The sequence below is a fragment of the Microbacterium sp. GCS4 genome, from assembly GCF_001262495.1.
Lineage (GTDB): Bacteria > Actinomycetota > Actinomycetes > Actinomycetales > Microbacteriaceae > Microbacterium.
The window spans coordinates 754,410-777,655 of the sequence record NZ_LGYE01000001.1; the positions used below are offsets into that span (position 1 = coordinate 754,410).

At 70.8% G+C, this 23,246-nt stretch carries 20 protein-coding genes; 9 read left to right on the forward strand and 11 right to left on the reverse strand.

What is annotated here, in order from left to right; translation table 11 throughout:
• Positions 1-83 precede the first annotated feature (83 nt).
• From hpf to mtrA, 5 genes are all read right to left on the reverse strand, one after another.
• Positions 84-740 (reverse strand): ribosome hibernation-promoting factor, HPF/YfiA family, encoded by a 657-nt coding sequence (gene hpf, locus AKH00_RS03800; RefSeq protein ID WP_050721350.1) that lies wholly within the window; start codon positions 738-740, stop codon positions 84-86.
• A 124-nt stretch (positions 741-864) separates the two neighbouring features.
• Positions 865-1,545: a ComF family protein gene (locus AKH00_RS03805; RefSeq protein ID WP_050721351.1), complete on the reverse strand. Its 681-nt coding sequence runs from the start codon at positions 1,543-1,545 to the stop codon at positions 865-867.
• 113 nt (positions 1,546-1,658) lie between these two features.
• The gene (locus tag AKH00_RS03810) at positions 1,659-3,380 is read right to left on the reverse strand and encodes an LpqB family beta-propeller domain-containing protein (RefSeq protein ID WP_050721352.1); all 1,722 of its coding nucleotides are present in this window, start codon (positions 3,378-3,380) and stop codon (positions 1,659-1,661) included.
• Positions 3,377-5,050 carry an MtrAB system histidine kinase MtrB gene (gene mtrB / locus AKH00_RS03815; RefSeq protein ID WP_050721353.1) on the reverse strand — a complete coding sequence of 558 codons (1,674 nt, stop codon included), beginning with the start codon at positions 5,048-5,050 and terminating at the stop codon, positions 3,377-3,379. Before mtrB ends, AKH00_RS03810 begins: the two co-directional genes overlap by 4 nt.
• 7 nt (positions 5,051-5,057) lie before the next feature.
• Entirely contained in the window at positions 5,058-5,738 is a 681-nt protein-coding gene (mtrA, locus tag AKH00_RS03820; RefSeq protein WP_050721354.1) for an MtrAB system response regulator MtrA, read from the reverse strand.
• A gap of 95 nt (positions 5,739-5,833) precedes the next feature.
• Here mtrA and AKH00_RS03825 point away from each other — a divergent pair, with 95 nt between their 5' ends.
• From AKH00_RS03825 to AKH00_RS03845, 5 genes are all read left to right on the forward strand, one after another.
• Positions 5,834-7,264, forward strand: coding sequence for a hypothetical protein (locus AKH00_RS03825; protein WP_200903791.1), 1,431 nt, complete (start codon positions 5,834-5,836; stop codon positions 7,262-7,264).
• Positions 7,261-7,899: a DUF4129 domain-containing protein gene (locus AKH00_RS03830; RefSeq protein WP_050721355.1), complete on the forward strand. Its 639-nt coding sequence runs from the start codon at positions 7,261-7,263 to the stop codon at positions 7,897-7,899. The genes AKH00_RS03825 and AKH00_RS03830 overlap by 4 nt, the downstream gene beginning before the upstream one ends.
• Positions 7,896-9,086 (forward strand): DUF4350 domain-containing protein, encoded by a 1,191-nt coding sequence (locus tag AKH00_RS03835; protein ID WP_050721356.1) that lies wholly within the window; start codon positions 7,896-7,898, stop codon positions 9,084-9,086. Before AKH00_RS03830 ends, AKH00_RS03835 begins: the two co-directional genes overlap by 4 nt.
• A gap of 163 nt (positions 9,087-9,249) precedes the next feature.
• A complete protein-coding gene (locus AKH00_RS03840; RefSeq protein ID WP_050722029.1) occupies positions 9,250-10,173 on the forward strand; it encodes an AAA family ATPase in 924 nt (307 codons plus the stop codon).
• Positions 10,174-11,481: a DUF58 domain-containing protein gene (locus tag AKH00_RS03845; protein ID WP_050721357.1), complete on the forward strand. Its 1,308-nt coding sequence runs from the start codon at positions 10,174-10,176 to the stop codon at positions 11,479-11,481.
• A 24-nt stretch (positions 11,482-11,505) separates the two neighbouring features.
• On the opposite strand, the gene AKH00_RS03850 is transcribed toward AKH00_RS03845, so the two are convergent.
• On the reverse strand, positions 11,506-12,498 hold the full coding sequence (locus tag AKH00_RS03850; RefSeq protein WP_050721358.1) for a stage II sporulation protein M: 993 nt from the start codon (positions 12,496-12,498) through the stop codon (positions 11,506-11,508).
• 16 nt (positions 12,499-12,514) lie between these two features.
• Here AKH00_RS03850 and AKH00_RS03855 point away from each other — a divergent pair, with 16 nt between their 5' ends.
• Positions 12,515-13,324 (forward strand): RDD family protein, encoded by an 810-nt coding sequence (locus AKH00_RS03855; protein WP_050721359.1) that lies wholly within the window; start codon positions 12,515-12,517, stop codon positions 13,322-13,324.
• Between the two features lie 54 nt (positions 13,325-13,378).
• On the opposite strand, the gene AKH00_RS03860 is transcribed toward AKH00_RS03855, so the two are convergent.
• Positions 13,379-13,585, reverse strand: a complete 207-nt coding sequence (locus AKH00_RS03860; RefSeq protein ID WP_050721360.1) for a DUF3499 family protein — start codon at positions 13,583-13,585, stop codon at positions 13,379-13,381.
• Positions 13,586-13,668: 83 nt separating this feature from the next.
• Between AKH00_RS03860 and AKH00_RS03865 the strand changes: the two genes are divergently transcribed.
• The gene (locus tag AKH00_RS03865; protein ID WP_235556678.1) at positions 13,669-14,091 is read left to right on the forward strand and encodes a hypothetical protein; all 423 of its coding nucleotides are present in this window, start codon (positions 13,669-13,671) and stop codon (positions 14,089-14,091) included.
• A gap of 51 nt (positions 14,092-14,142) precedes the next feature.
• Here AKH00_RS03865 and AKH00_RS03870 read toward each other — a convergent pair whose 3' ends face one another.
• The 4 genes from AKH00_RS03870 to manA all read right to left on the reverse strand — a co-directional run bounded on the left by AKH00_RS03870 (position 14,143) and on the right by manA (position 20,377).
• Positions 14,143-15,525: a DUF5719 family protein gene (locus AKH00_RS03870; protein WP_050721361.1), complete on the reverse strand. Its 1,383-nt coding sequence runs from the start codon at positions 15,523-15,525 to the stop codon at positions 14,143-14,145.
• Positions 15,522-18,680: a glycosyltransferase gene (locus AKH00_RS03875; RefSeq protein ID WP_082297378.1), complete on the reverse strand. Its 3,159-nt coding sequence runs from the start codon at positions 18,678-18,680 to the stop codon at positions 15,522-15,524. Before AKH00_RS03875 ends, AKH00_RS03870 begins: the two co-directional genes overlap by 4 nt.
• An 83-nt stretch (positions 18,681-18,763) precedes the next feature.
• The gene (locus AKH00_RS03880) at positions 18,764-19,081 is read right to left on the reverse strand and encodes a WhiB family transcriptional regulator (RefSeq protein WP_082297379.1); all 318 of its coding nucleotides are present in this window, start codon (positions 19,079-19,081) and stop codon (positions 18,764-18,766) included.
• 150 nt (positions 19,082-19,231) lie between these two features.
• Positions 19,232-20,377, reverse strand: a complete 1,146-nt coding sequence (gene manA / locus AKH00_RS03885) for a mannose-6-phosphate isomerase, class I (protein ID WP_050721362.1) — start codon at positions 20,375-20,377, stop codon at positions 19,232-19,234.
• Positions 20,378-20,480: 103 nt separating this feature from the next.
• On the opposite strand from manA, the gene AKH00_RS03890 reads away from it, so the two are divergent.
• Together AKH00_RS03890 and AKH00_RS03895 are read left to right on the forward strand one after the other, a co-directional pair.
• Positions 20,481-21,899, forward strand: a complete 1,419-nt coding sequence (locus AKH00_RS03890; protein ID WP_050722032.1) for an O-antigen ligase family protein — start codon at positions 20,481-20,483, stop codon at positions 21,897-21,899.
• A complete protein-coding gene (locus AKH00_RS03895; protein WP_050721363.1) occupies positions 21,896-23,194 on the forward strand; it encodes an O-antigen ligase family protein in 1,299 nt (432 codons plus the stop codon). The genes AKH00_RS03890 and AKH00_RS03895 overlap by 4 nt, the downstream gene beginning before the upstream one ends.
• Positions 23,195-23,246 lie beyond the last annotated feature (52 nt).

A 23,246-nucleotide genomic window follows, 5' to 3' on the forward strand; every position in this document is an offset into this window, starting at 1 on the left:
GCACCATCCGGGCGGATGGATCCCCGCGGACCGAGAACGGCCCGCCTCCTGTCGAGGCGGGCCGTTCGCGTGTCATAGAGCGCTCAGGATGCGAGCGCTTCGGCAGGGGGCGCCTGGGTGTCGAGCGCGATCACGCCGTAGTCCCAGCCCTTGCGCCGGTAGACGACGCTCGGGTGGTCGGTGCGCGCGTCCACGAACAGGAAGAAGTCGTGACCGACGAGCTCCATGCGGTCGACGGCCTCCTCGACCGTCATCCACTCCGCGTCGAAGCTCTTAGTGCGGATGACGACGGGCGAGTACGTCTCGTCCTCGTCGCTCTGCACGGGCACGCTGCCGGTCGCCACGGCGCGCAGGACGTCTGCGGATGCCGGCTCGACGTCGATCCCCTCGAGGGAGCCGCTGCCCTTCTCGAAGTGCGCTCCGCGGGGATGCTGTCGGCCATCGACCCGCTTCTCCTTGGCGCGACGGAGCTGCTCGGACATCTTGTCGACCGCGAGGTCGAGGGCGACGAACTTGTCGCCGTCCGTGGCCTCGGCCCGGACGATCGGCCCTTTGCCGACGAGCGTCAGCTCCACGGTCTCCTCGGGGACCTGGCCGTTGCGGTACACCCGGTGGGTGACCTTGATGTCCAGTCGCTGCGCACGCGCTGCGAGCGTCTGAATCCTGGCGATCTTCTCCTCGACAACGGACCGGAAGCGATCGGTGATACCCACTCCGACGCCGACGATGCTCGTTTCCATTGCTGCCTCCTTGTCCCGGTCCTCCCGGCCAAGGGCGGACCGTGGTCGCCTTGTGACCCCCCACGGTAGTCCGCATGCGACCGGATGTCACGGGTCATTTCCTCCGTGTCGCCCATGCGGTTGCTCAGGGTTCGCTGTGACGCGGCGTGGCGGCGAGCACGACGGCGGAAGACACTCGATAGCCTGCGCGCGCGAGAGTCGTCGCCGCCTCGTCGAGCGTCGCTCCCGTCGTCATCACGTCGTCGACGACGATCACCTCGCGACCGTCGCTTCCACTCCGTGCGCGCATGCTCCCCCGCACGTTCGCCGCTCTGTCGGCGACGTCAAGACCTCTCTGATCGCGTCGACCGGGAACCGTCGAGAGCACGCGCAGCGGACGATGCCCGGTGCCGCGGATCAGGACCTCGGGCACGCTGAACCCTCGCCGACGCATCGAACGCCGCGAGGTCGGCACCGGCACCAGAGCCGCGGACGGAACCGGCACCAGAGCCGCGGACGGAACCGGGGAGCGGGCGATCGCTGCCGCGAGCGCTGCACCGAGCGGGCGCACGAGGAGAGTCTCCCCGTCGTCCTTCAGGCGTCGGACGCAACGCGCGCGGACTCCGTCGAACGGCAGGGCCGCGCGGACGGCGAGACCGCCCGGCGTGCGCAGGTCGATCGGAGCGGCGGACAGCTCTCCCCTGCACGCGTCGCACAGGATCACCTCGGGCGCGCCGCAGCCCGCGCAGCACGCGGCGAGGAGCAGACCCAGGACTTCCGTGCCGAGCGAGCGGAGGGAGGCGGAGAGATGGGGGTCGCGGAACATTCCTCGAGCATCGCCCACCGCTGCCGCAGGGGAACGCGGTGCCCCGGCGTGTGCCCGGCGTCTGTGCAGAGCCGGATCAGGCTGGTCGGCCGTGCAGGAGGGGTCCCGACGGGTCAGTGACCGGCGCGGGTGCCGAGCAGGAGCACGCCGTCGGTGGACTCGCTCCACGCCGATCCGCTGCGCGCGAAGACGGAGCCGTCCGAGGAGAGTATCCGGACGCCGGAGTTCGAGCGGGATCCCGCGATCGAGATCGCCGCGGTCGGGGCCGCCTCGACCGTGCCGGTGCCTCCCACGACCTGGGTCAGCACCGTGCGGTCCTCGCCGGAGCTCAGCACGCCGAGGCGATCCTGCCCGAGCCACACGAGTCCGAGCGCAGCGTCGTCGAGCTGGGCGACCTCCTCCGTCGGCCCGAGCTCGGTCGGCGTCCCCGCCTCGTCGCGGACGATCGCCGACACGACGAGCCACTGCTCGCCGCCCACGACGATCACGGCCGCGATGCGCGCGCCGTCCGCGGAGACGCGGATGGCCGACACCTGCGAGGCCTCGGGCCACGCCGAGGCGATCTCGAGCGCGCGGACGTCCGTGCTGATCGCCTGCAGCGCCGCGGGCGCGCTCGACGGCACCGACCAGGTGTAGTCGAACGGATCCATGGACGGGCGCACCAACAGGGCCCGGGGATCGAGCTCGTCGAAGTTGCCGTCGCCTGCCATCCAGACGTGCCCGTCGGCGAGCTGCACGGCAGCGTGCGCTCCGCTCACCGACACGTCGATCGCGGCGACCGGCTGGGTGAGGGCGAGGACCTCTTCGGTCACCCCGGGCAGAGGCGTGATCTCGCCCCCCACGAGGGTGCCGAAGGTGCCGTCCTTGAGCACGAGGCTGCCGCCGTCCGGCGGATCCTCGACGATCTTCGCGACGCCGGCCTCCAGGGGGCGACCGTCGACGGTGAAACGCACCTGGTTGATCTGCAGTTGGGACGCCGTGAAGGTCGCTTGCAACTGTGTCCGCATGCGTGCGAGAGTGACGGGATCGAGGCCGAGGGCCGCTCGGTTGAGCGCGACCTCCGCGACCTGGTCGGCGTCGATGGGTACCGCGTCGCGCGCCAGTTGCACCCCGGCGGGGAACGCGCTCTGCACGGCCGGGTCGAGCCACGGGCTCGGCGCCCCGCCGATCAGCGTCTGCGCGATGGTCGTCGCGACCGTCGCGCGCCGTGGGAACCAGCGCACATCGGGCACCAGCCGCTCCCAAGTGACGTCGTAGTACTGCAGGGCGTAGTCGTCGTACACGCGGGAGAAACGCGCCTCGTCGAGGACCACGCCGTCCGGCGCCTCGGAGATGCGCCACTGCCCGTCGCTCTTCACCACCACGAACGCCGAGTTCGATGCTCCGATTGCTTCGCTGTAGGCACCGGTGCCGTCGACGCTCGCGATCTGCTCGAAGGTCACGCGCACGTCGGCGCGATCGCCGTCCTCGGCCTCCGCGTCGTCCTCCACGTTCGAGTCGAAGGACCGGGTGGACGCGCTGACGTCGACCGACACGCCCGTGCCGGGACGCCAGGTCGCGGCGAGATCGGGCGTGAGAAACGTTCGTGCAGTGTCCCAGTTGTCGGCCGGGGTGATCGCCGCTTCCATGAAGCCCTCCACGATCGCGGCCGGCCCGGCCCCCTCGGCGGGGCCCGAGGCGAGCGGGAGGAAGTCCGGGTCCTCCGGCGAAGCGCCGAGGGGGAGGCCGCGCTGCGCATCCCCTGTCGTGGGAAGCCCCGTGCAGGCTGAGAGCAGCAGAGCTGCGGTCACACCGAGAGCGAGGGCTCGAAGCATCCGGGGGAAGCGCGCGGTCATTCCAGGCTCCCTCGATCGAACAGCTCAGCCGGGAGATCCGCGAGCTGAATGGGCTGCGTCGCATCACCGACCTCCCCGAGCGCGTCCTGCGGCTCCAGGGCGATGGGCGACGGTCCGTCGAGGGTCTCGCCGCGCGGGATCGTCAGGACGAAGTTCGTGCCGACGCCCAACTCGGACCAGACCGCGAGGGATCCGCCGTGCAGGGTCGCATCGCCGAGAGCGATGGAGAGGCCGAGCCCCGTCCCGCCGATCGTGCGCTGCCGCGACGGATCGGCGCGCCAGAAACGGTCGAACACGCGCTCGGCATCCGCCGGGTCCATACCCAGCCCGAAATCGTGCACCCCGGCCGCCACTGCATGCTGGTTGCTGTCGACCGTGACGACGACCGGTCGCCCTTCCCCGTGTTCGATCGCGTTGCCGATCAGGTTGCGCAGGACGCGACGGACGCGCCTCGGGTCCATGTCCACGGGCGAGTAGCCGCCGGGCGCGACGAGCCTCAGTTCGCTGCCGCGCCCGTCCGCGAGCGGCCGCATCTGGTCGATCACGTCCTCCGCGAGGTGGGCGAGGCTCGTCGCCTCGAGCTCGAGCTGCACCGACCCCGCATCGTAACGACTGATCTCGAGCAGATCCGACAGCAGCGTCTCGAAGCGCTGTACCTGGGTGTGCAGCAGCTCCGTCGTGCGCGCCGTCGTCGGGTCGAACTCCTGCTTCTGGTCGTTGAGCATGTCCGCGGCCAGACGGATCGTGGTGAGCGGCGTGCGCAGCTCGTGCGAGACGTCCGACACGAACCGCTGCTGCACGAGCGAGAGCTCGCCGAGCTCCTTGATCTGCGCTTCGATGCTGTCGGCCATGGCGTTGAACGAGCGGCCGAGCGTCGCGAGCTCGTCCTCGCCGTACACGTCGAGGCGAACTCCCAGATCGCCTGCGGCCAGACGTGCACTGGTCTCCGCGGCCTGGACGATCGGTGTGGCGACCGTCCGCAGCACGACGAAGGAGATCGCGGCCACGATCGCCACGAGTCCGATCCCCGCGATCCACAGCGTGCGCTGCACGAAGGTGAGGGTGTTGTCGGCGTCGGCGAAGTCGTAGGCGAAGTAGATCTCGAAGGGCCCCGCCTCCGGCACCTGCAGCTGCTGTCCGACGATGACGCCCGGCACGGATCGGCCGCCGACCTCGAGCGACACCGACTGCCAGGACTGCCAGTCGTCGAACTCCGCGACCCTGTTGTGCAGCGCGTCACTGATGTTGTTCATGCTGAGTCCGGCCGTGAAGCCGTTCAGCGGGATGTCGACGTTCGCCTTCACGCGCACTCCCGCGAGGCCCTCCGCCGTGGAGTTGCGGCCGAGGTCCGCCTGCACACTGTCCCACAGTTCGGACAGCGCACCCGGGTTGTCGCCGAGTGCGGTCGCGTCGAGTGTCATCTGCGCCTGGTCGATGGAACGCCGGGCGTCTTCGAGCGCCTCGTTCTTGCGCGATTCGAACAGGTCGCTCTGGATCACGAGCGCCATCGTCACACACGTGATGAGGATCGCGGTCGAGGTGAGCAGGAGTGTGATCGTGAGAGTCCGGAACCGCAGCGAGCGACGCCAGAGGGCACCGAGCACCCCCGGCCAGCCGCGCCAGTCGCGCAGGACAGCGATCGCCGTGGTGGTCGCTGTGGTCGCGGCCATGACGGACCTAGGCCGGGCTCCCGGCCCGGTAGCCCACGCCGCGCACCGTCATGACGATCCTCGGGTTGTCGGGGTCGAGCTCGACCTTGGCGCGGAGCCGCTGCACGTGCACGTTCACGAGACGCGTGTCGGCCTTGTAGTGATAGCCCCACACCTGCTCGAGCAGCATCTCGCGCGAGAACACCTGCTGGGGCTTGGACGCGAGGGCGACGAGGAGCTGGAACTCGAGCGGCGTGAGCGCGATCGGCGTCGTGCCGCGGCGCACCTCGTGCGCGTCGACGTCGACGGTGAGGTCTCCGACCCGCAGCTGCTCCCCCACGGTGGTGGGCGCTGGACGCAGCCGGGTGCGGATGCGGGCGACGAGCTCCTTCGGATTGAACGGCTTGACGATGTAGTCGTCGGCGCCGACCTCGAGGCCGCGCACGACGTCGGACGTGTCGCTGCGCGCGGTGAGCATGATGATCGGGACGCCCGACTCGGCTCGGATCCGCGTGCAGATCTCGATGCCGTCCATGCCGGGCAGCATGAGGTCGAGGAGGACGAGGTCGGGGCGCTGCGTGCGCCACTCCTCCACCGCTTTCGCGCCGTCCGCGCAGAACACCGGCTCGAAGCCCTCCGTGCGCAGCACGATGCCGATCATCTCGGCGAGCGCGGTGTCGTCATCGACCACAAGGATGCGTGAGGTCATAACTGTTACCTTATGGCACTGAGTACCACGGCCCCACGTCTGCGCGGGCGAGGTGTGTTATGACACGATGGGAGCGCACGACGGAGGGAGTGCCGGTGACCGGCCAGACGTGGACCCCTGCCCCGAAGAAGGGCATCATCCCCCTGCATCCGATGACCTTCGGGATGCTGCTCGGACGCTCGTTCTCGGCGTTGCGGCACAACCCGAAGGTGCTGTTCGGGTTCGGCGTCGTGATCCAGCTCGCCGTCGTGGTGCTGAGCGCGGCGGTCATGGGGTTCGTCTTCGCGACCGCGTTCACGCGCCTCGAGTCGCTCTCGTCCTCGTCACCCGACTTCGAGGCGATCCTGGCCGGCACGATCGGCATGAGCATTGTGGCCGGCATCGCCGTCGGCCTCGCATCCATCGCCTTCACCGCTCTCATGCAGGGCGTCGTCGCCGCCGAGATCGGCAACGCGGCGCTCGGTGTGAAGGCGTCGCTGGGGGCGCTCTGGAAGAAGATGATCCCCGCCTTCTGGCGGCTCGTGGGCTTCGCGTCCCTCTCGATCGTCTTCGTCTTCGGCGTGATGGTGATCGTCTTCCTCGTCATCGCGGCTTTCGTCGCCGGGGGCCTGGGCGGATCCGTCGAGGCCATCGGCGGCCTCGTGATCGTCGTCATCCTTCTCGTCCTCGCCACCATCCCGCTCGTGGTGTGGCTCACCACCAAGCTCCTGCTCGTACCGTCGATCCTGGTGCTCGAGCGCGCGCGGTTCCGCGAGGCGCTGGTGCGCTCGTGGCGGCTCACGCGCGGCCGGTTCTGGGTCGCGTGGGGCGTCACCTTCCTGATCGGCGCGATCATGGGGATCGCGATGCAGGTCGTGAATCTGCCCGTCAGCCTCCTGAGCACGATGCTGGGCGGAGTGATAGCCCCTACCGGTTCCCAGGACCCCGCGGCCATCATGGGTTTCGTGTTCGCGCTGCTCGCACCGCAGATCCTCCTCCTCGTGCTGCAGGCCATCACACTCGTCGTGCAGAGCTCGGCGGGGACCCTCGTGTACCTCGACTCCCGCATGCGGTACGAGGGCCTCGACCAGGCGCTCATCAGCTACGTGGAACGTCGTGATCTCGGCTGGACCGAGGAACAGCTCGAGGATCCGTTCGCGGTCGACCCCGCCCGGGCCGTCACGAGCGCTCCCCCGCCCAAGCAGGTGCCCGAATGGGCGCTCGGTGCGGGATACGCGGGCGACCCGTACCCGGGTCAGCAGTACCCGGGTCAGCAGTACCCGGGTCAGCAGTACTCGCCGTACCCGGAGCAACAGCCCGTGCATCCGCAGTATCCCGGGCAGCAGTATCCGGCACAGCAGTATCCGGCGCAGCCTCCTGCCCCGCCGCACCCCGGACAGCAGTATGCGGCCCCGCAGCAGTCGTCACAGCCTTCGGACGCATCCGCACCGCCGCCCTACGCGCCGCCGCCCGCGCCCCACGACGCCTCCGGCGCACCGGATCCCGGCAGCTCGGGCTCCGACTCCGGCGGTGCAGGCCGCGCATGATCCGTCCGATCGACGTGTTCGTCCCCGACGGGGACGACGCCAGGCGCTGGGCCGAGGAGGAACTCTCGAACCCGCGCTACGCCGACGCGAAACCGACCTGGTTCGATCTCCTCATGCGTGACATCGGACGCTTCCTCGGCGACCTGTTCAGCGCCGACAACGGCGCCACCGTGGGGCCGACGGCACTGATCGTCGTCTGCGTGATCGTGGTGGCTGCCCTGATCGTCGCACTCCTGGTCTGGGGACGCCCGCGGCGCTCGCAGGCCGTGCGCAGGCCGTTCGCGGGGCTGCTCGGCGCCGACGACGACCGCAGCGCCGCCGAGCTGCGGTCCGACGCCGAGCGCAGCGCCCGCGACGGGGATTGGGACGCGGCGACGATCCTGCGCTTCCGCGCCCTCGCGCGCGACCTCCTCGAGCGCGATCTGATCGATCCCGCTCCGGGGGCCACGGCGCAGGGGATCGCCCGCGAGGTGTCTTCCGTGTTCTCTCAGGAGTCCAGCGCGGCCCGCGCCGCCGCCGTCTCGTTCGACGACGTCCGCTACCTGCGGCGTCCCGCGACGTCCGAGAGCTACGCCGAACTCGCCGCGACGGACGAGCGACTGCGCGCGGCGCGCCCACAACTGGTCAGCGCATGAGCGCGGTAGTCGAGGAGATCCCGGCGTCGACCGCCGAGGCGCCCCAGCCGGGTCGACGGCTGCGTGGCCTCGGCGGCTGGGCCATCGTCGCGGCACTCGTTCTGCTCGGGGTGTTCGTCGCGACTCAGGTCGGCGTCCAGATGCCGGGCGGTCGGGGATCGCTCGACCCCGAGGGAGTGGGCGACTCCAGCAGCATGGCCCTCGCCGAGCTCCTCCGCGACCAGGGCGTCGACGTCACCGTCGCACGGACACGCGCGGAAGCCCGGGCGGCGCTGACCGACGACGCGACACTCGCGCTGGCCAATCCCTACACGCTCACCGACGATGCGATCCTCGACCTCATCGAACCCGCCGACCGCGTGGTGTTCCTCTCCTCCGGCACGCACCTGCTCTCGCTCCTCGACCTCGGCGGCAACGCCGCCCCCGACTCCGCCGCCGTCGGGCCGTCGTGCGATGTCCCCGAGTTCGCCGACGTCGGCTCGATCCGACCCGACCGTCTGTTCGACCCGGCCGACGGCGTGAAGGGATGCTTCGGATCCGCAGACGCCGCCGCCGTGCTGCTCGACGAGTCCGAAGGCCGCACCCGCATCATGGTCGAGGGAGCGCGCCTCTTCAGCAACGCCTACCTGGCTGAGGACGGCAACGCGGCGCTCGGACTCGCTCTGCTCGGCCAGACCGATCGCGTGGTCTGGTACGTGCCCAGCTTCGAAGACACCGACATCGAGGGGCAGTCCCCCGACACCCTCGGGTCCCTCACCCCCGGCTGGGTCACGCCCGCAATCCTCCTGCTGCTGCTCTCGGGGCTCGCGGCCGCCCTGTGGCGCGGTCAGCGCTTCGGCCCCCTCGTCGCGGAGACCCTGCCGGTGACGGTCCGCGCCTCCGAGACCATGCACGGCCGGGCCCGCCTGACCGCGAAGTCCGGCGACGCCGGCCATGCCGCGGAGGCGATCCGCGACGGAAGTCGCCGACGGCTGGCGCGTCGTCTCGGTCTCGCGGTGCATGCCACGCCCGACGAGGTCGCGGACGCGGCATCCGACCGCCTGCGGATCCCCCGCGGGACGCTGCAGTCGTTGCTGTCGGGGCCGCTGCCCGGCGACGATCCTGCGCTGGTCGAGTACTCCCGGCGCCTGCAGGAGCTCGAGGCCGCCGTCGATGCGGCTCTCGCGGACATGCGGAGACCCGAATGACCCGAGCGCATCCGATGACTCCACGAACAGACACTCCCATCAGCCTTCGACCGGAAGCCGAGGACACCGCGTGACCACCGACCCCACAACCGACTCCCCCTCCACCACGTCGGCGCCCTCCGCGACGGCGGCGACCGCATCCGACGGCGACCTCCGACAGGCCATGCACCGGGTGCGCTCCGAGGTCGACAAGGCCGTCGTCGGTCAGGCCGGCACCGTGACAGGACTGCTCGTCGCCCTCCTCGCCCGCGGCCACGTCCTGCTCGAGGGTGTCCCCGGTGTCGCGAAGACCCTGGTCGTGCGCTCGTTCGCACGCGCGCTCGGCCTCGACACCAAGCGCGTGCAGTTCACGCCCGACCTCATGCCCGGCGATGTGACCGGATCTCTCGTGTACGACGCGCGCACCGGCGAGTTCGATTTCCGCGCGGGCCCCGTGTTCACGAACATCCTGCTCGCGGACGAGATCAACCGCACGCCCCCGAAGACGCAGGCGGCGCTGCTCGAGGCGATGGAGGAGCGTCAGGTGTCGGCGGACGGCACGAGCCGCGCGCTGCCCGATCCGTTCCTCGTGGCCGCCACGCAGAACCCCATCGAGCACGAGGGCACGTATTCCCTGCCGGAGGCGCAGCTCGACCGCTTCCTCATGAAGCTGGTCGTCGGGATGCCGGAACGCGACGCCGAGGTCTCGGTGCTGCGCCGACACGCCTCCGGCTTCTCGCCGCGCGAGCTGACCGGGGTGCAGCCGACCGTGACCGCGGACGAGATCCGTGCGGCGCAGGACGCCGCCGCTCGCGTCGAGGTCACGGACGACGTGCTCGGCTACGTGGTCGACCTCGCTCGTGCGACGCGGCAGTCCCCGTCCGTCGAGCTGGGTGCGAGCCCGCGTGCCTCGACCGCGCTCCTCGCGGCGGCGAAGGCCTGGGCCTGGCTCAACGCCTCCTCCGCCGTGACACCCGACCACGTGCAGACCATGCTCGTGCCCGTGTGGCGGCACCGGCTGCAGCTGCGACCCGATGCGCAGATGGAGGGGGTCTCGGCTGACGCCGTGCTCACCTCGGTCGTGCAGCAGACCCGGGTGCCGATCTAGGTGTTCGTCACCGGTCGTCTCGCGCTCGCGGTCGCCGTCGGCGTCGTGCCCGTCGTCCTGTCCGGGCTCGCCGGGTTCCCTCCGTACGCGGCGCTGGGGATCTGGATCGCAGTGTGCGCCGTGCTCGTCGCGCTCGACGTGCTGCTCGCACCCAGCCCGCGCACCGTCGTCGTCACCCGACGCGTGCCGACGAGGACTCGCCTGGGCGAGCTCGTGCCCGTGAGCGTGGCGCTGCAGAACCAGGGCACCCGCACGCTGCACGCGCTGATCCGCGACGCGTGGCAGCCGACGGCGGGTGCGGGCAGTGACCGCCAGCGCCTCGTCGTCCCTCCGGGCGAGAGGCGGCGGATCGACATCCCGCTGCTCCCTCGACGCCGTGGCGAGCTCGTGAGCGAGTTCGTGATGATCCGCTCGCGTGGTCCGCTCGGCCTCGCTGGACGTCAGGCGCGGCATCGCGTGCGTGGGACGGTACGAGTGCTGCCGGCGTTCTCCTCCCGCAAGCACCTGCCGTCCCGGCTCGCCCGTCTCCGGGAGCTCGACGGCAACACGAGCGTCCAGGTGCGCGGCCAGGGCACCGAGTTCGACTCGCTGCGGGAGTACGTGCGCGGCGACGACGTCCGCTCTATCGACTGGCGCGCCACGGCGCGCGCGGGGACGACCATGCTGCGCACCTGGCGCCCCGAGCGGGACCGTCACGTCGTGATCATCATCGACACGGGTCGCACGGCGGCAGCACGCGTCGGCGACGGCACCCGCGTCGACGCCGCGCTCGAGGCATCGCTGCTGCTCGCGGCGCTGGCGGCCCGGGCCGGGGATCATGTGCACCTGCTGATGTACGACCGGGTGGTGCGCGCACGGGTCACCGGGGTCGAGGGTGCGGCGCTCCTGCCCGCACTCACCGACGCGATGGCCCCCGTGCACGCGCGACTCGTCGACACGGACTGGTCCGGCGCGTTCGCGGCGGTGCGCACTCTCACGACCCGCCCCTCACTGATCGTGGTGCTCACGGCACAGGACGCCGCGGAGTCCGCCCGCGGCTTCCTCGGCGCGTTCCCTGATGCCGGTCGTGCCACCTCGATCCTCGTGGGCTCGGTCACCGACGACGGGATCGCCGATCTGACGACGCAGCGGGGATCGCGCGAGGAGATCTATCTCGCCGCCGCCGCCGAACGCACCATGCGCGATGCGGAGAACGTCGCCGACGCGATCCGCCGTGCGGGCGGTGAGGCGATCGCCGCAGACCCCGAGACGATGCCGCCGCGCATCGCAGACCGCTACCTGGAGCTGAAGGCCGCAGGTCGGCTCTGAGACTGCATGTCGGGGCGCGCCGCGTCAGCCTGCCACGAGACGCGGCGTACCCGCCTCGTACTCCACGAGGTCACCGGTCTCACCGCGTCGGTGAGCACGGCCGCCGATCACGAGCATGTAGATGAGGAACACCGCGAGCGCCGCGGCCCCGATCCCGATCTTCACCGGCCATGGCAGTGTCCAGCCGGTCACGAAGCCCTCGACGAGCCCCGCGAGGAACAGCGCGAAGACGAGGCCGATCGCGACGGTCGCGAGGGAGCGCCCCTCGGCCGCGAGCGACTCGGTGCGCGAACGATGACCTGGAGCGACCCACGACCAGAAGAGGTGCAGACCGCCCGCGGCCGCGACGAAGATGCACGTCATCTCCAGCATCCCGTGCGGCAGGATGTACAGCACCATGATGTCGGCCTTGTCATGTGCGGCCATGACCGCGCCCGACACCCCCAGGCCCATCGCATTCTGCACCAGCGCGTACACCGGCCAGATCCCCGTGACGCCGAACAGCACGCACTGCAAGGCAATCCAGGCGTTGTTGGTCCACACCATTCCCATGAAGACGGCCGCCGGGTTCTCGGTGTAATACCCGGTGAAGCTCTCGTCCGCATACTGCTCCAGCGCGTCGGGCGGCCCGAGCGTCGCGATCAGCGCAGGATCGGAGGAGATCCACGCCGCGGTGCCCACTGCGACCGCGATGAAGGCGACCGCGATCACGAGGGTGGTCCAGCGCAGTCGGTACAGCGCCGCGGGAAGCTGCAGCGTGAAGAACCGCGCGGTCTGCGTGAGGACGCTGTCCGAGGCCCCGGTGAGTCGCAGTCGGGCGCGCACGAGCACCGTCGACAGGTAGGACCCCTGCGGAGACTCCCCCACCGAGGTCTTCAGCTCGGCGAGATCCGCGGATGCCGCGCGATAGCGGACGATCAGCTCGTCGACGCCTGCTCCGTCGAGGCGCGCACGGCTCAGCTCCTCCAGGCGTTCCCATTCGGCCCGGCGTGCATCTGTCAGCGCATCGGCATCCACCTGATTTACTGTACTCATGTCTGCCCCGCTCGATACATCCGACGAGGTGCTCTCCGGCGAGGCCGTCGCGATCGACGTGCAGCCCGTCGGCTTCGTCCTCCGGGCTGCCGGCGCCCTGATCGACATGGCCGTCGGCTTCGGAGTCTTCCTCCTGTGGATCTTCCTGCGCGTCTGGCTGCTCGACGCCGGCGTCCTCGACGAGGCGACCGATCGGATCGCGACCGTGAGCGCGCTCGTCGTGAGCTTCGTCGTGCTGCCGATCACGATGGAGGTGGCTCTCAAAGGCCGCAGCTTCGGCAAGCTCGCGGTCGGCGGTCGCATCGTGCGCATCGACGGCGGTGCGACCGGATTCCGTCACGCCTTCATCCGCGCCCTGCTCGGCGTGCTCGAGATCTACATGACGCTGGGGAGCGTGGCGGTGCTCTCCGGTGTCTTCAGCTCTCGTTCGCAGCGCCTCGGCGACATGGTCGCGGGGACGTACAGCCAGCGGGTGCGCACGCCGAAGCTCGCGCCTTCCGTGCCGGTGCTCCCGCCCTCCCTCGCGGGGTGGGCGCAGATCGCCGATGTCGCCCGGCTCCCCGACCGTCTCGCACGGCGCATCTCGCAGTTCCTGCAGACCGCGCCGCGGCTGGTGCCGACCGCACGTGCGCGCGTCGCCCACGATCTGCTCGCCGAGGCGTCGGCCTTCGTCTCCCCGCTTCCCCCGGTCCCGGCCGAGCAGGTGCTCGTCGGCATCACGGTGCTGCGGCGCGAGCGAGAGCGCCGAGCGCTCGAGAACGCCGACCGTCGCGCCGAGAAGCTCACCGGACGCCGCGTCGGCGTCTGAGGCAGCGTCCGCGTCGTCCGCGGCGTCGTCGGTCGACCGTGTGGCGACGACGCGTCAGGCGCGGAGCGCCTCGTGCCGCACCACGAGCCAGCCGGCGGGGACCGACAGACGATCGGCGTGCGGCGCGCACAGGTCGTGCGCGTGGGGATGGTTCGCGGCGCCGAGCGGGCCCAGCGCCGCCATCTGGTCGCCGTAGTCGTAGGTGAGCGTCGCCACCGCTTCTCGCGCGCAGCCGACCTTCGAGCAGAGTCTTCCGTCCATCACCGTCAGGCTACGTCCGCTCGGACTCGGTTCGTGGATGCCGCGCCGCCGGTTCCTCCCTCGGTTCGGCCTAGACTTTCGCTATGCCTCGTCGTGCCCGCTCCTCCGCCGCCCCTCGTCGTGGAGCGCGCCACGGACGGCACGGACGTCTGGGGCGGAGCGAGGTCGTCCGGCCGCCGCTCGCGCCGCTGGACGGGCGGATCGACCGGTTCGACCTGACCGTCGGAACCGCCGTCGAGTTCCTCAGGGGCACGTGGCCCGAGCTGGAGGAGGTGCGGTTCGAGATCGGCGCGATGCCCGCCTTCGACGGTGGCGACGAGGTCCCGCGGTGGTACCTGGACCGGCAGAACAGCCGCATCGTGCTGTTCCGGCTCCCGATCGAACGGATGCTGCCGCCGGGCCACGACGACGGCGCGCATCGACGCATGGCGATCGAGAGCGCGGTGTTCCGTGCCGCGGCCGAGTACGTGGGCCGTGAGCCCTGGGATCTCGGTCACGACCACTGAACGGACGCCCCTAGGCTCACGTCCCGAAGATCGCCCGCGTCGCGCTACCCCTCAGGGATAGACCGTGATGCTCTGCTGCGCTCCCGCGGCCGGCCACACCGGCCAGCCGGCCAGCGCCCCGGCTGCGGACATCGTCACGGAGGCGTGCACCGGAGACGAGGGCGTCACCGAGTAGACGGTACGCGGGTCGAGGTCCACGGCCGCCGAGGAGCCGGCGGGCACGGTGACCGTCGTGGGGTCCCCGGCCCCCTGTTCCGCGATCTCGACCTCGGCATCCTGTTCCTCGTCGTTCACGAGAACCAGCCGAGGGTCAGGACCGTCGGGGACCGCCACCAGGACCTCGGAGTCGAACTCGGGGGCGGGCAGGAGCCACGCGAAGTCGGTCTGCGGCCCTGAGCCGTCCTGTTCGCGCACACCGGCCAGGACGGGGACGTCGGCATCGACCTCGACGGTGTACTCCCCCGGCGGCACGGCTGACAGCGAGAGCTCGGTCGGCTCGTCGGCCGTGAGCGGAATGGGCAACTCCACGACGGAGGAGGACTCGCCGACCGTGCGGACGGTCACGACCGCCTGAGCATCGTTCTCGGGCGACATCAGGCGGACGACCGCCGTCTCGCTGCCGTCCGCCGGGCTCTCGATCACCTGGACGCCCGGGATGACGGGATGCCGCTGAGGAGCCGTCACGGCGTCCTGGAGGTCGGCGCCGGCGGGGTCGAGGGTCCGGGTGAGCGAGGACTGCAGCACGGCGCGCACCGGGGACCCCGTGGTCGTGACCTTCACGACCGGGATCTCCGAGCCGCTCGCGATCGACGTCAGCGGAAGAGCGACCTGCGCTCCGGCCGGTACGATCACGGACGTCGATGCGCGCACGGTGCCGAAGAGCGACAGCGTCACCGTCGAGGGCACCGCGCCGGGGTTCGTGAGCACGATCAGGTCCTTGGCCCCGGTCGCGACCGTGCCGCCGAGCAGCCAGGATTCGGTGCTCGTCGGGCGGCACGGGGCCGCGGCGAAGCCGAACAGGTCCTGCTCCGCCAGGTTGACGGACTCGGTCGCCCCGAGCAGCGGCGCGATGCGCCCATCCACCTCGCCGACGAGCCGGCGGACGTCGCCGGCTCCGACGAGGTCGTCGACGCGGAGGGCGGTCGATTCGGGTGCGCCGTCGGACCCTCCCGAGGTGATCGTCGGCGTCGCCGCCGAGACCATCTCGAACGGATTGGCGGAGTCGCGTCCGAGAGCACGGAAGTCGCCGTTGCACACGAGTACCGTGTCGCCCGGCATCGGGGTCACGTCGGCCTGAGCCGGCTCGTGCGAGACGGTGGGCCACGGCGCGGCGATCGCGAGCACAGCGCCCACGACGCACGCGGCCGCGACCACGGCCCCGGTGAGCACGCGGGCGCTCGTCGCTGCCACACGGAAGACTCGATTGCCGTTCATCGGCTCTCCTCCTCGGGACGTGGATCGGACGAGGCGGATGCATCGGACTCAGAGTCGGACTCGGACTCGGGCGCGGGCGCGGGCGCGGGCGCGGGCGCGGGCGCGGGCCGATCCTGCTGGTCCGATGCCGGAGCATCGGACAGGGGATCTCCGGATGCCGGATCATCGGTTGCGGGGACGTCGAGGTCGTCGTCATCCGCCGAGGCATCGCCCGGCGGGTCGTCACCCGCCGGAGCCTCGCCCGCGAGCCCGTCGGACTGCGCCGCAGTCTCGACGGAATCCGGCGTCGTCTCCGACTCGTCCTCGGGCTCCCCGCCCTCGACATGCCGCGGCAGAATGATCCGCTCCTCCGGCGCGAGACCCACGATGCGCGACGTGGCGCGGGCGGCACGCCGAGACGCTCGGGTCGGGATCGACAGCAGCAGAGCAGCGAAAGCCAGAACCAGCTGCAGGGTGATGACGAGGCGCGATGTCGCCTGCTGCGTCGCGGAGAGCGTCGCTCGGGGCTCGGCGTCGGCCTCGAGACGGTAGAGCACGCCTCGATCGGTCGTCCCCGCCTGCACGAAGCCTGCGCGCTGGTCGAGGGCGGTGACCGCTGCGGTGCGCAGTGCGCGTGCGCGGTCGGCCTCCTCGCCGGGCACCTGCGCGAGGAGCACGTAGGAGATGCCCAACTCGCCGAGCTCACCGGCCGCATCGAAGTCTCGGGCGGAGAGCAGGTCAACGGACAGCGTCGTGACGTCCTGGCCGCGCTGTGCGGTCGCTGTCGAGAGGAGCGTCGTCTGCGCGCCGAGGGTCTCGCTCGCACCCCACGCGACCTCGGAGGAGAGACCCCCGTCGTTCTGCGGGGTGAGCACGAGAGTGCCGACCGGACGATCTCCGCCCGCCTGCGCCGCGACGTACGCCGGCAGGGTCGATGCAGGGCCGTCGGTCAGGACGGAGGTCTCGTCGCCTCGATGCTGGGCGGCGAGCGCTGGGACGGCGCACACGGCGATCGCAAGACCGGCGACCGCCGCACTGACCACGCGGAGCCGTGGAAGCGTGATCGCGCTGTCCAGGGTCACCAGCGCTGCCCCGAGAACGCCGATCCAGGCGAGACTCAGTCCGGTACCCGGCCAGATCGCCACCGGAACCCCCTGGGCGAACGCGACCGTGATCCCCACCGCGAGAAGCGCCGTGGCGAGCCCCGAGGATGCGACGACGAGCAACGTGATGCCGGCTCGCCAGCGCGGGGAGACCGTCGATGCGAGCGCGAGCAGCGCGAGAGGTGCGAGGAGGATCCCGGCCCACGGAACGATCTCCGCCCCGACGAGCGTGTCCCACCTCGCGATGTCGGGCGACGGGAATCCCGAGACGAGTCCGAGTCGACCGGCAGCGTCCGCGGCCGCCTGGGGTCCGGCCCACAGGTACCCGGGATCCGCGAGCACGGCGATGAGGCTCCCGTGGCGCACCTGCCAGAAGACGAGCGGCACGAAGAGCGCGGCAGCGGGGACCAGGACCCAGAGCAGACGCACGGCGCCGCGGATGCGTGCGCCGGCGAGGCTGATGCCGACGGCCACCACCCACAGGAGCAGCAGCGCGGGTGCGAGAGAGGGCGCGCACGCGACGACCGCGGCGAACACGAGGGACGCAGCGCCCGCGGCGCCCCACGACCGGTGTGCCACGACGGCGGTGTGGAACAGCCACGGGAGGAGGAGGTGCACCAGCACGGCGGCGGGACGGCCGTCGACCAATGCTGTCAGGAAGGTCGGCGCGAGCGCCCAGACGATTCCGGCGAAGATCCGCAGGCCCGCACGGTCCGTCACGCGCGTCGCGGCGAACCAGCCGCCGAGGACGGCGAGCGGGAGGGCGAGGATCCAGAGCAGAACGAGGGAGAATGAGGGTCCGGCCGGCCATAGGGACCCGAGCACCGCGATCACCGCCGCGAAGGGGTCGGCAGGCCCGATCACGTCGACGCCCAGGCCGCGGAGCCCCCAGGCGGCGTCCGCCCACAGTGCGCCGACCGTCGTGCGAAGCGGGAGCAGGGCTCCGCCGCCCAGCACGGGCCAGGCCAGGAGGGTGGTGAACGAGGCGACGCTCACGACGAGCGCACCGAGCACGGCCCAGGCGCCGCCGCCGGAGAAGAACCGGAGCTCGCTCACGGCGCCGTGCTCGCTGCCGTGCCCGTCGTCGAGTCGTCGACGCAGATCGCCGCGCGTGACCCGCAACGGGGCGATGCTCGACCAGCTGGAGGTGCGGAAGGCGCGGATCCGCTCTCGCGACCTCGTGATCGCGGGAACGCGGGCCATGGCCGTCACCGCCGCGCCCCATTCGGGCGCGACCGCTTCGGGACGCTTGCCGATCAGATGGGTCACCGAACGCCACAGGGCGAGCGGGAGCAGGCTGAGCCAGTGCAGGGGCACGGCGACGGCGGGAGCGTAGGCGAGCCGTCGGTGAAGCTGGGCGAGCCTGGTCGCGAACGCGCGGCGGCTGCGTCCGACGGGAAGGGCGGCGGGTCCGTCGGGCGAGACGGAGATGCGCGCGGCGGGCGCGAGGACGACGCGCCCCCCACCGAGGCGCGCGCGGACGCCGAGGTCCAGCCCCTCGTCCGCTCCGGCGAGCGCGGGGTCGGGACGGAGCGCGTCGCGGACCTCCGAGCGGATGAGCATCCCTCGGATGTCGGCGCCGAGGACGTCATCCCGGCCGTCGTGCTGCCCCTGGTCGAGTTCGCCGGCTGCGAGTTCGACGGACCGGCCGAGACCGGTCATGCTGACCCCGAGCGAGACGATCTCGCGATCGTCATCCGTGTGCACGAGCTTGGGAGCCGCGATTGCGGCGGAGGGCGAACGCTCGAGCGTGCCGATCAGCCGCTCCAGTGCTCGCGGATGCGGTGCGGTGTCATGTGCGAGCAGCCAGACGGCGCTGCCGGCCGCGACGCGCGGCCGGGCGAGTTCGACGGCCTCGGCGAAGGATGTGCTGCCGCGCGCCTCGATGACGCCCTCGACCAGGGAGGCCACCGCGTCGCTCTCGCGCGCGGTCGTGGCGTCACCGCACATGACGAGCGTGATCGCGACGGCGCGGGTCGATTGGGCGCGCAGTGCGTCCAGCGTGCGGAGCAGTTGCGCGCGAGCGGAGGAACCGGGGCGCGCCACGATGATGGCATGAACTCGGGCTGGCATGACGTGGTCAGCCTAAGCGGCTCGGCCCCGGGTCTGCGGCAGTGGCTCCGGCGTGGCCGCGAAGCCGGAGGCGACGCGGCTGGTCAGCTGGCGCGGCGCTTGAGCTTGCGGCGCTCGCGCTCGGAGAGACCGCCCCAGATGCCGAATCGCTCGTCGTTGTTGAGCGCGTACTCGAGGCATTCTCCGCGGACGTCGCACGATGTGCAGATCCGCTTCGCGTCGCGGGTGGAACCGCCCTTCTCGGGGAAGAAGGCCTCCGGATCCGTCTGCGAGCACAGGGCGTCGGTCTGCCACGCCAGAGCGTTGTCGTCGTCGGACTCGACCTTTCGAACCCCGGGAACGCCGAGGTTGATCGGATCGACGAACCAGTTCTCCGGTACGTCCGAACGGTAACCCGTCATCTCGATCTCCAACCCTTGTTCCGCCCCCTCGGCGGGCCGTGCACCACTAATTACACCCGTGTGATTCGCTGCGGTCAAGTCGCGGATCGTAAACCCTCAATCATGTCTTGAAGGTTCATGGACGTTCTTCGGCGTGTCGCGCCCGCCGAGTCACGCTCGCGAGCGAGGTGCAGCACCCGGCGTGGCGATGAAGGCCTCGCCCCGACCGGACAGGGTGAGCGACGTCTCCTCTGCGCCGGCGAAGACGACCGTGCCGACGGGGACGCGCGTCGCGCTCCCGTCCGCTCCCGTCACCGAGACCTCCCCCGCGGTCGCGAGGACCATCGTCGGACCCTCGACGGTCAGCTCGAGCGCCTCCCCGGTCAGTTCCGCGCGACGGAGCGCGAAGTCCTCGATCGGCACGGAGTACTCGGTGAGCGCTCCCTCCGTATCGGGTCGCAGGACCGGGACCTCACCCGGCGCGGTGTCGAGCACGGACAGCAGCTCCGGCACGTCGATCCGCTTCGGAGTGAGGCCGCCACGGAGGACGTTGTCGCTCGCGGCCATGATCTCGACGCCCAAGCCGGAGATGTACGCGTGAAGCAGGCCCGCGCGGAGGAACACGCCCTCGCCGCGGCGCAGGACGACGTGGTTCATGAGGAGGGCGACGACGACGCCCGGGTCACCCGGGTAGGTGTCGGCGATCGTCGCCACGGCCCGGAGGGTGGTGGCCCACTCCCCCGTCTCCGCTGCCGCCGCGGAGCGGACCGACGAGATCACCTCGTCGACCTCGACCTGTGCATGCCCGGAGAGCAGCCAGCCGATCGCGTCGCGCAGAACGTCGCCGTCGCCTCGCAACCGGGCGGCGAGCGCGGCGACGCCTTCTCCGTCACCCAGCGCACGCAGCAGCTCGAGCGTCGCATCGACCGGCCGCAGCCCGCTCAAGGACTCGAATCGATCGCTGAGGGCGACGATCAGCTCGGGCTTGTGGTTGTCGTCGCGGTAGTTGCGGGTGGGATCGTCCATCCCGAGAGCGGACTCGCGAGCCCAGCCGTCCTTGGCCTGCGCGATCGTGGGATGGACCTGGATCGACAGCGGGGATGCCGCGGCGAGCAGTTTGAGCAGATAGGGAAGCCGTCCGCCGGTGACGGCATCGAGGGTTCCTCCCCCGGCCACGTCGGCGGGGTCGCCGGGGTGGTCGCCGAACCACACCTCGGCTTCGGGAACGGCGGACGGTCTTCTCCCCTCAAGCTCGGCCAGAAGGGTGTGCGATCCCCAGGCGTAGTCGCGCGGAACGTTCGTCAGGCTCAGCAGCATGTGACCAGGGTAGGGGTCTGCGCCGACACGATGCGACCCGGACGTGGGCGCCGTGCGCGTCGCACCCGGTGCGCGCTCGGGTGCGCGCGGTAGCCTGAACGCGATGGCGCAGTACACCAAGCATCCGGCGGCAGCTCCGCCCCAGGCCCCTGAGCGGGAGTCGACGGGGCATCTTCTGCTGCGCGGCTACATCATCCTCGTGCTGTTCGCCGTGTTCGCCCACGCCGCGGTCTACAACCTCGTCGGCGGTTACGGTGCGGCCGCGGTCCTCGCAGGGTTCCTCATCGCGACGCTCGCGATCGGCATCCCGATGGTCGCCCGCCGCCGTCCGCAGCGCTTCGCCTGGCGTCGGCTGCCCTGGGCCGCGACCGCCTACACGGCTCTGGCGCTGATCTCGGTCGCCTGGTCGCAGTGGCGCGAATCGACGCTCCTCACCTGGGCGCTGCTCGCGACGGTCACCGTGAACGCCCTGTTCATCGTCCACGTGCTCTCGTGGAACGAGATCGTGCGCGCGCTGGCCTCGGCGTTCAAGTGGATCCTCGGGCTCTCCCTCGCGCTCGAGCTCTGGGTCGCACTGATCGTGCACGGGCCGATCCTCCCGAACTTCTTCGTCCGTCCGGAGGGGGAGAAGATCAACGCGCACTGGTACTGGGTGCGCGGCAACCTCCTCGACGGCGACCGCATCCAGGGGATCGTCGGCAACTCGAACCTGCTCGCCATCATCAGCCTCTTCGCGATCATCGCGTTCGGCGTGCGCTTCGCGGCGCGCGCCCGCTGGCGGACCACGCTCGCGCTGTGGATGCTGCTCGCCGCATACTTCCTGCTGCGCGCAGGCTCGGCGACCGCGTACGCGTGCGCCGCCGCCGCCGGGGTGGTGCTGGTGGTGGCGCTCCTGATGCGACGCCAGCGCACCCCGGGCGGCCGCACCCGCCTGTACATGATCTTCTTCGGTGGAGGCGCCGTGCTCGTCGCCGCCGCGTGGGCGCTGCGCGAGCCGCTCCTGTCGCTGCTGGGCCGCAGCGGCGACCTCACGGGACGCTCCGACCGCATCTGGACCAAGGTCCTGGAGCGCGCAGCGGAGCATCCGGTGTTCGGCAACGGATTCTCGAGCCCCTGGGTGCCCTACGATCCGGCGTTCGACGGATGGATCGTCGACCACGGGATCACGGTGTTCCACGCCCACAACATGTGGCTGGACGTGCTGATGCAGCTCGGCGTCGTGGGCGTCGTGCTGATGGCGCTCGCCTATCTGAGCCTGCTGTGGCGATCCTGGTTCTTCGCGGTCGACCGCCCGCGGTGGGATCTGACGAGCGACCGTCCGTACTCCCCGATCACCCTGCTGCCGAGCCTCTTCACAGTCGTGCTGCTCGTGCAGGGCCTCACCGAGTCCACGCCCATCATGCTGTGGGGCTGGATGCTCCTCGTGATGCTGTCGTTCAAGATCAAGTCGATCCCCCTGATCGGCGTCGGCGAGCGGGACCGTGTCATCGAGCATGGCGAGAGAGCGCGGCGGGTTCCGTGACGGCGGGCCGGCGGTTCGTCGACCTCCTCGGCTCGGCCGAGTTCGCGCGCGCGTTCACGATCGCGGTGCTCAGCGCCGTGTTCGGATCGTTCGCGATCGAGCGCATGACCTCGCAGGTGACGCTCGCCACGATCATCACGATGCTGTGCGCCGTCGGCGCCGCGATCCTGTGGGTTCGACGCGAGGAGCTGTCGCTCCTGCGACTCGCCCCGTCGTCCCTGCTCGCCTTCCTCGCCTGGGCACTCGTGAGCCTCTTCTGGACCACCGACAAGTCCGACACCGCCTTCGGATGGATGGCGCTGTTCGGCTTCGCCTTCCTCGCGATCACGGTCGGCCACATCCGTGACACGCTCCAGACGGTGAGGGCACTGGGAGACACACTCCGCATCCTGCTCGTGCTCTCCCTCGGGGTCGAGATCCTCTCGGGGATCCTGTTCGACATGCCCTTCGGGTTCCTGGGCATCCAGGGGAACCTCGCCCTGGGCGGGCCGGTGCAGGGCCTGTTCGGCAGTCGGAACTTGCTCGGCTTCGTCGCCGTGCTCGCCCTCATCACGTTCGTCATCGAGTGGCGCTCGCAATCGGTCACGGCACCGATCGCAATCCCGTCTGTCGCGCTGGCCGCCCTGCTCGCCTTCCTGTCGTCCTCCCCCACGGTCATCGTGCTGGCGGCCGCCGTCGGCATCGTGACGGTCGCGCTCACGATCGTCCGTCACACGCCGTCGGAGCGACGCGGACTCGTGCAGTGGGTCCTCGGCATCCTGGTCGTTCTCGCCCTGACTGCGGCCTTCGCCCTGCGGCATCCGATCATCGCGCTGCTCGACGCAGGGTCCGACTTCTCGATCAGGGCGACGCTGTGGAACACCATGCTGGACTTCGTGTCGCTGAAACCCATCACAGGATGGGGGTGGTTCGGCCCGTGGGCCCGTGGCGAGTACCCCTTCACCTACATTAACTTCCTGCTCGACGATCACCATCAGAGCGGCCTCAACGCCTACTTCGACGTGATGCTGCAGCTCGGATGGGCCGGACTCGTCCTGTTCCTCGCACTCGGGGGCGCGGCGACGGTTCGATCCTGGCTCGTCGCCAGTGTTCGGCGTTCGGTCGTCTACGCCTGGACGCCGCTCATGCTCGTGACGCTCGCGGTCGACTCGATGTTCGAGAGCTTCACGCTCGAGGGAGCCGGATGGTTTCTCCTCGTGCTGTGCGCGCTGCGCGCAGGACAATCCCGCTCGTGGCGGGAGAACATCGACGCCGCGCACACCGGGGCGATCCCCACGCTGCGGCCCGAGCGCTGAGCGGGTCCACCGGGAACTCCTGACACCTGCGGGTAGGCTGGGGTCTGCTCGC